At 38.0% G+C, this 13876-nt stretch carries 13 protein-coding genes; 1 reads left to right on the top strand and 12 read right to left on the bottom strand.

The window, feature by feature from the left end:
• Window positions 1–32: 32 nt before the first annotated feature.
• The 12 genes from BLW74_RS14700 to BLW74_RS14755 form a co-directional block, all read right to left on the bottom strand.
• Window positions 33–2240: a peptidase domain-containing ABC transporter gene (locus tag BLW74_RS14700; protein WP_089693411.1), complete on the bottom strand. Its 2208-nt coding sequence runs from the start codon at window positions 2238–2240 to the stop codon at window positions 33–35.
• Window positions 2237–5338 (bottom strand): lantibiotic dehydratase, encoded by a 3102-nt coding sequence (locus BLW74_RS14705; RefSeq protein ID WP_089693413.1) that lies wholly within the window; start codon window positions 5336–5338, stop codon window positions 2237–2239. The genes BLW74_RS14700 and BLW74_RS14705 overlap by 4 nt, the downstream gene beginning before the upstream one ends.
• Window positions 5319–6266, bottom strand: a complete 948-nt coding sequence (locus tag BLW74_RS14710) for an LLM class flavin-dependent oxidoreductase (protein ID WP_089693415.1) — start codon at window positions 6264–6266, stop codon at window positions 5319–5321. Before BLW74_RS14710 ends, BLW74_RS14705 begins: the two co-directional genes overlap by 20 nt.
• A 1-nt stretch (window position 6267) precedes the next feature.
• Window positions 6268–7425: a lanthionine synthetase LanC family protein gene (locus BLW74_RS14715; protein WP_089693417.1), complete on the bottom strand. Its 1158-nt coding sequence runs from the start codon at window positions 7423–7425 to the stop codon at window positions 6268–6270.
• Entirely contained in the window at window positions 7425–8597 is a 1173-nt protein-coding gene (locus tag BLW74_RS14720) for a lanthionine synthetase LanC family protein (RefSeq protein WP_089693419.1), read from the bottom strand. Before BLW74_RS14720 ends, BLW74_RS14715 begins: the two co-directional genes overlap by 1 nt.
• Before the next feature lie 81 nt (window positions 8598–8678).
• Complete coding sequence (locus BLW74_RS14725) at window positions 8679–8849, bottom strand: class I lanthipeptide (protein WP_174774463.1); 171 nt, start codon at window positions 8847–8849, stop codon at window positions 8679–8681.
• 61 nt (window positions 8850–8910) lie between these two features.
• Complete coding sequence (locus BLW74_RS14730) at window positions 8911–9090, bottom strand: class I lanthipeptide (RefSeq protein WP_076595230.1); 180 nt, start codon at window positions 9088–9090, stop codon at window positions 8911–8913.
• A 46-nt stretch (window positions 9091–9136) separates the two neighbouring features.
• Window positions 9137–9316, bottom strand: a complete 180-nt coding sequence (locus BLW74_RS14735; protein WP_089693423.1) for a class I lanthipeptide — start codon at window positions 9314–9316, stop codon at window positions 9137–9139.
• Window positions 9317–9369: 53 nt separating this feature from the next.
• Window positions 9370–9549: a class I lanthipeptide gene (locus BLW74_RS14740; RefSeq protein ID WP_076595229.1), complete on the bottom strand. Its 180-nt coding sequence runs from the start codon at window positions 9547–9549 to the stop codon at window positions 9370–9372.
• 55 nt (window positions 9550–9604) lie between these two features.
• Complete coding sequence (locus tag BLW74_RS14745) at window positions 9605–9784, bottom strand: class I lanthipeptide (protein WP_076595229.1); 180 nt, start codon at window positions 9782–9784, stop codon at window positions 9605–9607.
• 88 nt (window positions 9785–9872) lie between these two features.
• Window positions 9873–12269 carry a TonB-dependent receptor gene (locus BLW74_RS14750; RefSeq protein ID WP_185116362.1) on the bottom strand — a complete coding sequence of 799 codons (2397 nt, stop codon included), beginning with the start codon at window positions 12267–12269 and terminating at the stop codon, window positions 9873–9875.
• 66 nt (window positions 12270–12335) lie between these two features.
• A complete protein-coding gene (locus BLW74_RS14755) occupies window positions 12336–12980 on the bottom strand; it encodes a hypothetical protein (protein WP_089693425.1) in 645 nt (214 codons plus the stop codon).
• Between the two features lie 126 nt (window positions 12981–13106).
• On the opposite strand from BLW74_RS14755, the gene BLW74_RS14760 reads away from it, so the two are divergent.
• Window positions 13107–13865 (top strand): response regulator transcription factor, encoded by a 759-nt coding sequence (locus BLW74_RS14760; protein WP_089693427.1) that lies wholly within the window; start codon window positions 13107–13109, stop codon window positions 13863–13865.
• The last annotated feature ends 11 nt before the right edge of the window (window positions 13866–13876 follow it).

Here is a 13876-nt window from a genome sequence, read left to right on the forward strand (position 1 = left end):
TGCGAAACGGTCAAAAATATATTGAGAGGTGATTAGTTGCCTAATTCAAGCTGATTTTTTACAAGACTGTAGTAATCTGCTTTTTTGTTGACCAACTCCTGATGGTTTCCTTTTTCAACAACGGCTCCGTTTTTCAGAACAATAATCTGATCTGCATTTTTTACGGTGCTTAAACGGTGTGCAACAATAATTACCGTTTTTCCTTTGAAAAATTCCTGCAGGTTGTCATGAATGATCTTTTCATTTTCGGCATCCAGTGCGGAGGTGGCTTCGTCAAAGAGTATAAAATGAGGGTTTTTGTACACTGCTCTTGCAATAAGAACCCTTTGTTTCTGACCTCCGGAGATTCCGTTGCCGGCTGCCCCTATTTTAGTACTGTATCCTAGCGGAAGGTTATCTATGAAAGAAGAAATGTTGGCTACTCTTACCGCATTTTCCATCTTTCTGGTATTGATTTCCACTTCGCTGGTTGCAATGTTTCTTTCGATGGTGTCTGAGAAAATAAATCCGTCCTGCATTACCACTCCATAGTTTTCTCTGATGCTTTTAGGAGAAAGGGTAAGAATATCATCTTCGTTATAGTGAATGGTACCGTGAGTCGGGTTATAGAACTTTAACAGGAGCTTCATCAATGTTGTTTTTCCGCTTCCGCTGGCTCCTACAATGGCTGTAACTTTGCCTTCAGGGATAAACAGGTTGACATCTTTTAACACAAACTGAGATTTCGGCCCTTCATACTGGAAAGAAACATTATTTAAGGTAATTCCTCTCTCTTCATCTTTTGAATAAGTATTGCCTACTTCCAATGCTTTCATTCCCTCTTTTTCTTCTTCTTCGTGGTTCTGAACTTCATTTAATCTTGAAAGGCTCAGTTTGGCATCCTGTAAAGAACGGAAGAAAGAAATCATTTGATTAACAGGAGAGTTCAGCTGTCCGATGATATAAGATATTGCTAATAGCTCACCGATGGTCATATTGCCTTTCACCACCTGCAATGCCGCAAAGAATGTAACGAAGATGTTCTTTAATTGGTTAAGAAATTCAAATCCGGAAAACTGATACTGATCTACTTTTAAAATACGAAGGGTTGTTTTGAATAATTTATTCTGAATCCCTTCCCATTCCTGTCTTTTGTAATCTTCAAACTGATTTAATTTCATTTCAGAAACTCCGTTCAGGATCTCATAAACACTTTCCTGGCTTTGTCCTTTTTCACGGAATCTGTAATAATCCAGAATTTCTCTTTTCTTCAGCCAGTATTGAGCCCAAACTAATGATAATGCCGTCAGAGAGGAATAAATAAGTACAATGGTAACATTATAGTACCAAAGCACTCCGAAAAATACCAGGAAAGTAACCATAGAGAAGAAGGTCATAAGGCTTTGAGAGGTAAGAAAGTCTTCTATTCTCTCATTATCCTGGATTCTCTGGGTAAAATCTCCCTTCATTTTGGTGTCAAAAAAGCCCATTGGAAGGAGAAGCATTTTTTTCAAAAAGTCTGAAATAATGGAAATACTGATTCTGGTTCCGATATAAAGCATCAGCCAGTTTCTGAGAATTTCTATCGTGATACTTCCTAAATATAAAACGACCTGAGAGACCAAAATGATGGTAATAAGATCTACATCTTTTGTATTAACTCCCTTATCAATAAGTGTTTGTGTAAGGAAAGGAAATACAAGGCTAAGGCAGCTTCCGATAAGCAGCATTCCGGATAAAAAGAGGAATTTGTTTTTGTGCTCTTTGAAATATTTCATGGCAAAAGAAATACTCAGTTGATCTTCTTCCGGGAAGGTTTGCTGGTAAAAGCTATTGGTAGGGCTTACAAAAAGAGCGATTCCGTTTTCTCCGTCAGAGAGCCAGCTTTTAAGGAAATCTTTTTCGCTCATCCAGATCATTCCGTGGCTTGGATCAGCAATTTTGTAACGTTTCTTACCTGAAATAAGGCTTTTCTTTACGTCAATAAGCACTACAAAATGGTTTTTATTCCAGTGAAGGATACAGGGCAGGCTGCCGTTTTCGTCCAAAGTCTGCAAGGTCAGCTTGGCAGGGTAGGTTTCAAATCCAATATCTTCGCACAGTTCACTGATGCTCAGTAAGCTAACCCCTTCTCGGGATAGATTGGCATTTTCTTTCAAAAAATGTAACGGAATCTGCTTGCCAAAGTAGGAAGCTACCATTGCGATACATGCAGGACCGCAGTCCATTTGGTCGTGTTGAGGGATAAATTTTAGCTTCATGATACTAGATATTTTCTTTTGCCGATTTTCATTTTATAATACTTTTCTACAATGCCGTAGATGATCAGTTCATGCATTCTGTGTCTGGATCTGATCAGCCTGTTGATGTGCATATGAATAAAACTGCTCACTAATCTTTCTTTCTGAATGGTCTGGAGCTTTTCTATTTCCTTACAGTTTTGTGTGACTGCAGTAATGAACTCTGAGAAGTAAGGGTTGTCATCCGTTTCTGCTATTTCGCTGATGATATTCAGATTATTTCTGTACTTCAGATCGAGCTGTTTTTTGAGATTACTGTCTACATTGAATTCTTTCTGAAACTGGCTGTAAATTTTGCTGATCACTTCATACCGTTTATCCAGATCCAGAGTGAAGACATCGAAATAGGCGTCAATACTTTTAATGGCATATAACCAAAGGTCATCATTGTTCGGAATATTCTTTAACAAATTCATGGTCAGTTTACTGTCATAATGGAAGATATGTTCCGCTGTGTCAATAAATTCGCCTTCGTATCTTTCATATTCTCTGTCGTAGGTTCCCATTTCCACTTTATTAATGATCCCTTCATTGATATATTTATCAAAATAATCGTTGAAAGTGGTAATGATCTGCGCTGTATTGGTGAGGTCATTATCATTAATTTCCAGCCTTAGCCTGATATGGTTATCAGGATCACTGTACCTTATGTAGAACCATTTTTTGATCAGCATTTCTTCATTAAGCTGTGTTAAAAGCCCGGGGAAGACCTCCTGCAGGATTTTGTCTGAGAACTTGTTTCCGCAGTAGATTTTATAATAAAGCCATTTATTTCCAGGGATGAACTTATTGTCAGCAATATTGTTATTGAAAAGATGCGGGTCAAGCTCAGTTTTAAATGCGGTATAGTTTCTGTTGATCATAGGAATGATAATCTCATTGTTGAATTCATCTTCCTCAGGATCATAAAGGCATTCTGTAAGTGTTACCATTTCCTTAGATCTCAGTTCTTCTACCAGGAATAATAAAAGGTTGTCATTTTCCGTGTCGATCAGTAATTTGTTATCTCCCTGGGAAATAAAGAAATACCGGTTAACTTTTTTAGCTGAAAGATATTCTCTTACTTTTTTAATGCTTTCTGTATTGTTTTTTGCCTTTATTCCTGATACTTCGTTCTGGTACACCCTCCATAATGCCGGCGTAAAAATGATATCATTACCCAAAGTGATGCGTGGAATATAATCATACATCAGATAATTGGTATCACCAATGTTTAAAACCAATGCCGTGGAAATGTCCTGATGCTGAAGATCACATAAAAACTGATAGACCGGCAGCGAATTATAATCAAAATTATGAGCGGTAGAATGGAAGATTTTCACTTCTTTATTCAGTTCTTTATGAAATAAAACAATTCTTTTATCCATCATCTTAATGTAAAGATCTGTCAGGCTGATGGTGTTTTCCGAAGCCGAAGGTTTCGTAAGGTAAGAAAGCTGGTTTCCTCTTTTAACCCGTCTCAGAAGAATATTTCCGGCTCTGTTGTCCGGCAGATGAAGCAGTTCAGCATAAATAAAATGATCATCATTCTGTTCTTCTTTGATGATTCTGTTCATCGGAGCAAGAATTTCTTCATCTTCATTGGAAAATCTGGCAATAAGATTGGCGCCGCTTGTTCCGCCTACGGAAGAGATCGCAATTTTATCAGAAACTTTTTCTATCATTACGGCAAGAGATCTTGCCAGGCTTACTTCTTCTGTATTCTGAAGATTGCTGATATCATGCTGGCTGAGGTCTATGAATGTCTCCCCATTCAGATTAGCTTTGTTGATGAGCCTTCTCCAGAATTCATGAATCTTTTTGTTGTAGGTGATGGAAAATGAATCCGTATCAGAATCCGGCCAGCTTAAGGTATCCAGCAGAGAAGAGAAATCGTTTTCGCTGTTTTGTTCCTGAATATACCCGATACCGCTTTCGTTGTCCAATACTTCTACCAAAGGCACTAAACTTTCTTCATATCTTGTATAAAAAGCGGTTTTGAATTTCTCTAAATTTTCATTCACCGTTTCGCTTCCTTTGTCCCAAAAACAAGATAAAGTAGTGATTCCTTTTTTGATTCTGGAAAGGTCTTCTCTGGTAACCGGGGAGAAATCAAGGGTTCTTTTTAATGAAGAATTGATCAGGTACTTTCTGTCATATAAAATGGAAAACTGATTGGCCAGTGCAAATACTTCATTGTAATATTCCTGAGGCTGTCCAACTCCGGAGTTCAGCAGCTTCATATAGTCTTCCATTTTGATAAGGGTTTCCAGATAAGCGTCCAGTTCAGGAGCGATGCCTTTTTTTGAATTTAAATAATCAATGATCTGGCACAATGGGGAATGCTCGTTTAAGCAGATATCGAAGTTACTTTTGAAGAACTGCGCATCAATCAGGCTGAAGATATAATATTTTGCATCTTCCTCAGAAACTCTGTCTACGTTTTCTGCTACCAGAGCCACCAGGCCGTCGAATGAATAAGACTTGTTGGCAGTGGTTTCAACCAGAAAATCCAGAAGTTCATCTTTTTCCAATGAGCTTAACGTGTAGACTCTTTTTTCATTTTGTACTGAAGTTTCGATATATCGGTAATAATCACCTAACTTATAGATAGAGTCATTAAGCTCATATTCGTGAACTTCCGGAAAGTCTCTGTTGATCAATGCAATAACCTGAAAAAGAAAAGACAGGTCCAGTGTTGTATACCGGTGGATAGCATCCATATTTCCGGCTTCTATATTTTTATGTTCTGAGTTCAGTTCAAAAGCAGAATGTGAAGCAAATGTTCCGAACGGCGTAGATCTGGTGGTAATTCTGATGTAATATTTCAGGATAGAATTGTTAATTCTGTTTCTCTTTACCTGAGATAAAGACGGGTCATCCTGGCATAGCCTTGCCCATTCGTTATACAGCTCATAAGATGCTAAGAAAACGGATTCTCTGAAGACCTCATCATTCCACAGTTCCAGAACAAAATGATCGAGATCTGCTGTATTTTTCGGTATGTTGTTATATTGTCTGAATGAGTACAAAGCGTTTCTCATAAAGCCAATATTAATGTTATCTAACTGCGTTTTCATGTTGAATAGATTGTAAGTTGTAATGATTGCTTATCGTTTCAGCGTTTTCTATTTTCTTGTCACTGTCCGCTTCTGTATCATATAAAATGAATTCATCTACGGCCAGCTGTTCATCCAGTTTTTCAATGAGTTCAAAAAGCTCCTCAAAGCTGAGGTGGAGAATTTTAAACGCTTCGGACTCATCTGCATCAGACTGTATTTGATGTACTTCTGAAAGATTGATCGCGAGTGCCAGGGATGTTTTAGGCATAAATCCGTTTTTATGTAAAAATGCGTCTTTGTATCTGTTGATTTCTTCTTTTTTGTCTTCAAAACTGTCAAGAAACTTTCCGCTTCCATGAAATGCTGATACACAATAATTTGAGTGTAAACTGATGGCCTCCTCCAGATTGTTCAGAGAAGAGGAAAGATACCATAGATCTGGGATCAGGCCGCCGTAGGGAGGAATTAAAATTCCTTCTTTTTCGTTCTTTTCTGCTTCAGCATAAAAAAGCTCATGAATCTCCTGGGCATTTTCTTTGAACACCACTCCGGTGCCTCTTTCAAGAATATCCGGGTTCAAAAGGTTTTTGGTATGGTTGCTTTCCGGGATCCCTTTGGACAGGCCGAGGTCTATTCTCCCGTTGAATATATTATTGATCAGCTTATAATTGGTAGCCACAGCATAAGGAGAATAGCTCGGTACAGAAGTTCCGGCGGATCCTACTCTTATTTTTTCAGTCATTCCGGCAATCATCGCAATCACGATATCCGGGTTTGAAAAGGCAAGATTCTTAAGGTGGGAATAATGATGCTCTGCCAGCCAGAATCTGCTGTATCCTAATCGCTCTGCATGAAGGGCATAATCAACTACATCGTTAAGAGCTGTGATGGAATCTTTGCCGCTTCTGTATCCTAGTTCTAGTAATCCTATGCTTTTTGTTTTCATGTTACAGTAAGAATTTCAGGTATTTAGTTTTGTCTATTTTGTCATTCAGAGCCATCAGGGCTCCTGTTTTTCCAAAGAGTAAATTACTGTCCTGTTCGGTGAATGGCTGATCCAGTTCGTTTTCCAGAATTTCCAGTGATCTTTTCGTCCAGAAGTTTTTAGCTTTTTTATACTCAGGGTGATTGTCTTTTTCATTAAGCTCATGGTAAAGCTGTACAAGTCCTGAAGTTCCGTGGCAGTACTGGATAAATTCTATTCCTGTGTTGGCCATTACTTTCCTTTTGGTGGTTTCCAGACCCAGCTCGCGGGCCATTTCTGTGTAGGTGTTTTCCTGCAGTATTTCTCCTGTTTTATACAAAAGATAAGAGAAGGAAAGATCACTGTTGCACCAGCAGAGCCTGTTATTATGAAAGGGCTTCAGCTGGTTTTGTGCTATTTTGTAATTGTACGGTTTATATATTCTGGCATTTTCTACTTCATGAACATCAAAATTGGAGATAATGAAGTCCAGGCAGCTGCTGATAATATATCTGGCCTGATCCGTTATTACCGGAAGGGCTAAAAGATTATTAACAATAGAAAGGTAGCCATAGTTGAATCCTAAGTTAATACCATCTGCATAGCTGTCATTCAGCTTATTCTCAAATGGAATGGGGTGAGCAGTACATTCGTCATAAAGTATGTTGACGATTTCGCTGCTGTATTTTTCGTTTCCGATGGTGTTGAAATAGTGAAGATTTCCGATAGGTCCATCAAAAAAAGTATAATTGTTTTCATTCAGCATGGTGACAGACTGTTGGAAGATCAGTTCTCCGATGTCTGCAATCTGTTCATCAAAGTCGTCCTGTATAAGCCCGTCCTGTTTTAGTAAATTCAGAATAATGCCCAGTCCGGTCATTCCTTTGGATAGATTCGGGAGCGCGTATACGTTGTTTTCTTTTTGCAGGTTGCCATTTTCAAATACTTCTTCCAGGATAGCACCTACTTTGTTCACATAGATATCATTTCCGGAGATCTGATACTGTGCGAGGAAATAGAGCAGAAGTCCCAGTTTTCCATAAAGCAATCCGTCCGGTAAATTTCCATAATCAAAATCAAGCAGTTTTTGATCATATTCCTGAAGAAGGGTAGTGATGTTTTGAGATTGTAGCGTTTCCATTAGAGATCGTAATTATAGAATGAAACGTAATTGTGATTTGTGGTCATGATATTGTTCATCAGATTAATACCAATTCCTGCGATGCCTTGTCCTAAAGCCATGTTGATATTGTCGTATTCTGCATTATAGTAGGCATTGAATCCTGCCCATTTTTCGCTGTCATTTTTCTTAGACTGAAGAAGATGCTGATGCCAGTAATCTTTGGCTTCCAGAAAGATCTCCTGTTCAGTAAGGTGATAAAGGTTTTTGTACAATGCGGATAATCCGGCAGAACCATAAATTAATCCCGGTTCCAGGATGGCAGACTGATCAGCGTCTTTAAATTTTGTAGTATTGATCAATATTTGCAGTCCTTTGTCACAATAATCTTTATTGTTTAAAAGAATTCCGGCATTGTAAAAAGTGTAGCCGATTCCTATTTCGCCGTACGCCAGATTGTGGTAATCTATATAAACCTCCTCAAAGGCATTGAACGGGAAAAGAGTGATATAGTCTGTGGTATTTTCTTTACAGCTCCAGATGAATGAAAGTCCGGAGTGGATAAGCGATAAAGATTCCGGAGTGTAGATGTTATTTTTGTAAAGGAATAACAAATAGTTGATCACGCCTGTAGTTCCGTGTCCTAAGCCCAGTTCTACATATGGATTTTCTTTATTGCGAAGATCAAATTTCCAGTAGCTTCCGCTTTCGTGGGTTTGAGTAAGCTCAATGATTCTCTCCAGGGTGTTGTCTATCAGATGTTTTTTATCATCAAGATTTCTCAATACGAAATACTTGGCAAAACTCGGAAAACCGCTGGTAAGGTCAAGATCTCCTTTTTCTGTTTTCTGGATCAGAATTTCTTCCAGAATTTCATCAATATTCTCCAGTAAAGAATCTATTTCATTGTCTAAAACTTCCTGCTGTTTCAGGAATATAAGATATAATCCCAGCTCTCTTATCTCATCATTAAAATGAAGACTTTTATAATCCTCCGTTAAAACAGACAGAGACTTTTCAATATAATGGGTTACCAGTTCTAAAGATTCCGATTCCTCGGTCATCAGATAATGATAATAATAGAACATTGAAGCACTTAGAATTCCGTTATTAAGACCTATTCCGGTAAGGGAAGCTTCTTTTTTACGGATGCATTCTTCTATTTCTGAGATGATTAGTTTTTCTTTTTGCATGATGTGAGAGCTGTGAGATTATATAATTTTTTTTAAAAGAGGGAGAGAAGTTCATCCGGCTCCCTCTTTTATAGGAGAAGATTACTTCGCTATTCTTGTTTGTACCACAGTGTTTCCACCGCAAGAACACTGTCCGCAAGACTGCGCTGCTGCCTGAAGGCTGTTTACTCCTCCTTTTAGGCTATTCATTTGCTCTTCCTGTAATTTGCTGATTTGCTCCTTGTTGATTTGAAGACCCTTAGTTAGTTTCATTTTGTTCATGATGTTTAATTTTAATGTTATTGTTTATTTTAAATGTGATTGGGGGTGCTGATTATTGAGCTGCTCTGGTTTTTACAATGGTGTTTCCACCGCAAGAACACTGTCCGCAAGACTGAGCCGCTGCCTGAAGGCTGTTAACCCCACCTTTTAAGCTGTTCATTTGCTCTTCCTGTAATTTGCTGATTTGCTCTTTGTTGATCTGTAAACCTTTGGTTAATTTAATTTTGTGCATGATGTTTGATTTTAAATTGTTATAAATATTTTCGACTTTTTAATAATTACTTCGCAATTCTTGTCTGAACTACAGTATTTCCACCGCAAGAACACTGTCCGCAAGACTGAGCTGCTGCCTGTAGGCTGTTTACTCCTCCTTTAAGACCATTCATTTGCTCTTCCTGAAGTTTGCTGATTTGTTCTTTGTTGATCTGTAGTCCTTTAGATAATTTCATTTTGTTCATGATGTTTAATTTTAAATGTTATGGTTTATGTAAATGTGATTTGGGAATGCTGATTACTGAGCTGCTCTTGTTTTTACCACTGTGTTTCCACCGCAAGAACACTGCCCGCAAGACTGCGCTGCTGCCTGTAGGCTGTTTACTCCTCCTTTAAGGCTGTTCATTTGCTCCTCCTGAAGCTTGCTGATTTGCTCTTTGTTGATCTGTAAACCTTTTGTTAATTTAATTTTGTGCATGATGTTTAATTTTTAGATTGTTATTGTTTATTGTAAATGTGATTTGGATTGGGGATTACTGAGCTGCTCTTGTTTTCACAACTGTATTTCCACCGCAAGAACACTGTCCGCAAGACTGCGCTGCTGCCTGAAGGCTGTTAACCCCTCCTTTAAGGCTGTTCATTTGCTCCTCCTGAAGCTTGCTGATTTGCTCTTTGTTGATCTGTAAACCTTTTGTTAATTTAATTTTGTGCATGATTTTAAAATTTTTAGAATAGTTGATTGTGGTTATCTTTTCAAGTCATAAAACCTTTATTGGACCCTACTTGCAAGTATATAGTTGATTAATTAATTCTGTTTCTTTCGTCCTCGTTGCCGAAATTTCTCTGCTGTTCAGATTTCAGGTTTTTGTTCCCGAATTTGTAGCTTAAAGAAACCCTCACCCCTCTGGTGTCGCCATAGCTGCTGAAGTCTGTTTTTACCCCATTAGACTCATAAGTGATCACAGGGCGCTGGCCGTTCAGAAGATCCATACCGGTAACGGTAAGCGTCAGTTTCTTATCCAGAAGCAGGAACTTCATAGAGACATCCAGAATATTCATCGTGGAGATATGAAAGATCTGATAACGTCCCGGAAGCTGAAGCCCGTAGTTCGCACTGAAGAATATGGTTTTAGATTTATTCAAAGTGAAATCATTATTTGAATAGAAATACGCATTGTATCCGTCTATTGAACTGATGATCTCTGTTTTGGATTTAACCTTCTGATAATTCACATTAAATCCTGTAAAGCTGTTCCACCAAGACCATTTATTGAAATTGTAATAGGTGGAAACTCCTACCTGATACGTGTTGGCATAGTTCAGCGGTGTACTTCTGGTGATATTCGTTTCAGGATCCAGAATAGACAGATCCTGGCTGAAATCTGATACCTGAGAATAATACACAGAAGATACCCACTTCTGGTTTCTCACATAAGAAAACTCTATATTATCAATAATTGAAGGCTTTAAAAAAGGATTTCCTTCCGAATAATAATAAGGGCTTGTACGTACCACAAACGGATTCAGATAATCGAAATTCGGTCTGCGGATCCTTCTGCTGTAGTTGAGTGAGAACGAGTTTTTATCATTCGGATTATACGTTACATAGGCCGTGGGAAATAACTTCACATAATCATTTTTGTTGGTTTGGTTGAGATTATGAGAATAACCCGTTGTCTGTGTCGCTTCCATTCGCAATCCAGCCTGGGTTTCCCATTTTTCGCCCAGCTTTTTGCTTGCGGAAACGTATAATGCTTCATTATGCTCTTTATAATTAAAGATATTCGACTGGTCTGTATTGAGGACCGGCGTTCCTGTTTTACGATCCATAACCACAAGGTCGTTATTGGTATTGGTGTACGTATATTTCCCTCCGAAGCTTAAAGAAGCCCATTTCACCGGCATCTCTACATCTACTTTTCCGGAATAATTTTCAATACGGTTTACATTCGTATTCGTTGCTGAGAAAAAGCTTCCCGGAAGAATATTTTTCAACGGATCCAGTTCATTTCCTGCATAGAAGTTGTAATCACTTTTTCTATAGTGGAAATAATCAAAATCAGTAGTGATTTTTGTGCCTGCGGAGTCCACTTTAAAGGTATTGTACCAGTTAAGAGAATTCATATTGGGCTTATTATTCGCATCCATATCAGAGGTAATGTAGGAGTTAACAGCTCCTGCCGGATTAAACCTCGAGGTGAAAGGACTGTTGGATGAGGTATTTCTGGTAAAACTGCCCAGATATTTGGCTCCGGTGGTCCATTTATCAGATATTTTGTAATCTATTCCAAGTCCCAGCCCCAGATTGTTCTCTTCAGATTTATTTTTTACATTCAGAATCCAAAGCTCATCCGGATAGTAGATCTTACTGTCTGATGTGGTACGAAGTCTTTGAGAATTCGTATTGGCTGTTACCTGTAACGACAGTCTGTTTCTATTGTAGTTAAAAGCTCCCTGAAGCCCGCCTCCTGCATAGGTTTTCTGAGTATAATTGCCTCCAATGTTGGCATTCCAGGAGTTTGCTTTTCCTTTTTTCAGTTTTATATTGATCAGTCCGCTGTCTCCTTCTGCATCATACTTAGCCGGTGGAGTAGTGATCACTTCAATTGACTGAATATTGTCTGATGGAATAGATTTTAGTAAACTTGACAAATCATCCGGTGACATTCTCTGAATACGGTCATCAATCATTACCAGAACTTCTCCTTTTCCTACAATGGAAACTTTCTCATCCTGGATGCGAACCAGCGGAGTGGTTTTTAAAGCATCTATTGCCGTTCCGCCCGTTGCCGCAACCGAATTTTCCACATTGAAAACCAGACGGTCTATCTTTCTTTCTACCAGCTTTTTCTTTTTCGTAAGACTTATGGCCTGAATTTCCTGGCTTTCTTGTTGGTTATCTTTTATAGTGTAGCTTCTTGTAATTTCGCCTTCTATATTTTCATTTCCTTCGTATACTTTGCTTCCGTTTAAGAAAAATTCCATTTTATAAGAATCAGCTTTGGGAAGTTTTATAGAGAAAATTCCATTTTCATCAGTCATTGCAGTAAATTTCTGGTCTCCTGCCAAAAGGATAACTTCTACGTAAGAAATATTTTTTGCCTTTTCATCAGATACTTTACCGGAAATACTCTGAGCATTAAGTTGAATGCCCATTCCTATGAAGGATAATAACGGTATTAAGTATTTCTTTGTCATGTCTTTTATTTTATATTTCAAATGTAGAATGTTGTGTTTTGAATGATGCTACACGGAAGTGTAGTTTTAGGCCGTTTGTTGTAATACTACACTTTGGTGTAGGGCGCTTACTTCCTGTGTGGACATCAGGTGATAGTTCTTATCCAGGAACTTTTTCAACCCGTTATAAGTAAGCATCACAGGGATGGTTTCTGAACCCAGATAATGGATAGGCTCGGCCAGTGTAATGGCTTCAATTCCCATAAGCTTAAGAACTTTCAGAAGTTTAGCATCACATTCCGCAATGGCAACAGCGTTTTTATGACAGCAAACTTCATTGATAGCATAAGCCATTAATGTTTTAAAAATTCCAAACCCCGTTTTATCGATTCCTTTTTTGATAGCAAATCTTCCGATATGCCAGATGTTGGTTGTTTTGTTTTTGATAAAAGAAGAAGGATTGATATGGAAAAGTTTTTCCAACGGAAGGACATCCTTATGGTTCCATTTAAAAACTCTTATAGAACCATTGATCTTACCTTCGTGATCTCTGGAAACAAAAATCTTAGACTTTTTAAAGTTCTTCTCTTCATAATAGATATCTTCTACTTCAGCCTTAAACTGATCCGTATCAGAATAACTTTCATGATGATTAAAGTTTTCGGTAACAACAAATTCTGCTAATTCGTATAAGTTTTTATTACTTAAAGAATAAAAGTTAAGATGTTCCATATTTTTTTTATCTTTATAGTAAAATTATTACACTGAATAGTGGGATATGCTACACTTTAGTGTAGATTCCTTAAAGTCTACACTAAAGTGTAGTAACCCGAAAACTGTACCCTTAAAAACTAAACTATGGAAGAGATTGGAAAATTCTTTTCAAATAAAAACAGCATCAGCGCGATCTCAGAGTCAGAGAATAACCAGACTTCTGACTACCTTGAGGTCATCAAAGCATTTGCGAGAATCACCTACATGAGTCTGTATGTCATAGACTATCAGAAACAAAACTTCGAATATGTATCAGATAACCCACTATTTCTTTGTGATCATACTCCTAAAGAAGTAGAAACCATGGGATATGCTTTCTATTTCCGGCATGTGAAAAAAGAAGACCTGGATCTGTTGTTTAAAATCAATGAAGTAGGGTTTGAATTCTATGAAAATCTACCGGTGAATGAAAGAAAGCTGTACACCATTTCCTACGACTTCCACTTAGTCAATGAAAGTAAAAATACCATCCTTATCAACCATAAGCTGACCCCTCTTTTCTTATCTGCAGAAGGTAAAATGTGGAAAGCAATGTGTATTGTATCCTTATCGCACAACCACGCTTCAGGAAATATCTCCATTGTAAAGCAGGGAACAGATGAAATCTGGAATTATGATCTGAAAGATAACAGATGGATTAAAGAAGAAAAGATAAAGCTCTCGGAAAGAGAAGCCGAAATTTTACGGTTATATGCCCAGGGTCTTACCATTAATGAAATTGCCGATAAAATCTACGTTACAGGAGATACCGTGAAGTTTCACAGAAGAAAGCTGTTCGACAAAATGGGAGTAAGTAATATTACAGAAGCACTCTCTTACGCCACCAATTATAAACTGATCTAAGCGCATAGCGC

The sequence above is a fragment of the Chryseobacterium culicis genome (assembly GCF_900108365.1).
GTDB lineage: Bacteria > Bacteroidota > Bacteroidia > Flavobacteriales > Weeksellaceae > Chryseobacterium > Chryseobacterium culicis.